The 913-nt window shown below is 69.8% G+C and carries 1 protein-coding gene; it reads right to left on the minus strand.

Annotation, left to right across the window (positions count from 1 at the left end):
- A partial coding sequence (locus ACFSKW_RS54705; RefSeq protein ID WP_379583838.1) for a hypothetical protein occupies positions 1 to 913 on the minus strand: 913 nt, incomplete at both ends.

Consider the following 913-nt stretch of genomic DNA (forward strand, 5'->3'; position numbering starts at 1 on the left):
CCACGTCCGCCGAGAAGACCGGCGGCGCGCCCGGCGCCCGGCTGGCCCAGTAGGCGGCGTAGTCGTCGAGCGTGGTCTGGTCGACCGATTGGCCGGGATGGGTCGGCCGCTGGTCGATGATCGGCCAGCCCTCCTCGAGATGCGGCGTCGCCACCAGGACGGAACGCATCGCGGTCGAGCTGGTGGTCGCGTCGTCCTGCTGGGGGGTGCCGCCGATGACGCGCCACCGGGTGCCGCCCCGCAGCGCGGAACGCTCTTCCCGCCAGGTGGTGATGTCACCACCTTCCTGGCCCTCGGCGAAGACGTGCACGCCAGAGCCGATAATCTTCGGGGATCCCCACTCCCACGACCGGAAGATCACCCCGTCGACCACCCGCGGGTTGACGACCGACTCGAACCCGGCGGCCTGCCGCGCGTAGTCCTGCAAGATGCGGCCATACGTGGTGTTGTCGCTGGCCTTGGCGGTGAGCAGCCTGTTCACACCCGAGGTTCCGGTCTGCAGGGCGAGGCCGATGTTGGAGCCGCTGGTGGCCTGCATGTGGGCGATCAGCTGGCGGGCGGCCGTGATCTGGTCGCCGCTGAAGGCCACGTCCTGCTCCAGCGCCACGTGCATCAGGTACGCGTCCAGCGTGGAGCCCTGCACGTCCATCCAGACGCTGCCGCGTTGATCCTTGCTGGTGACGATGGTGTGCAGCCAGTGGATGCCCCACAGGACGCCTGATCGCCACGTGTGCACGACGAGCCTGCCAGGACCTGAGAGAAGGTCGAGCGGGTCCGCGGGGAAGATCTCTCCGATCTTCCTGGCCTCGCTCGTGTTGACCAGGGAGAGGCGGCCGCGCCACGTGCCAGGCTCGCCGAGCCGCCGGTCGAGCACCACCCCGAACGGCTTGAGGTCGCCCCGGTACGCCCCGGT

The sequence above is a fragment of the Nonomuraea mangrovi genome (assembly GCF_042681425.1).
Lineage (GTDB): Bacteria > Actinomycetota > Actinomycetes > Streptosporangiales > Streptosporangiaceae > Nonomuraea > Nonomuraea mangrovi.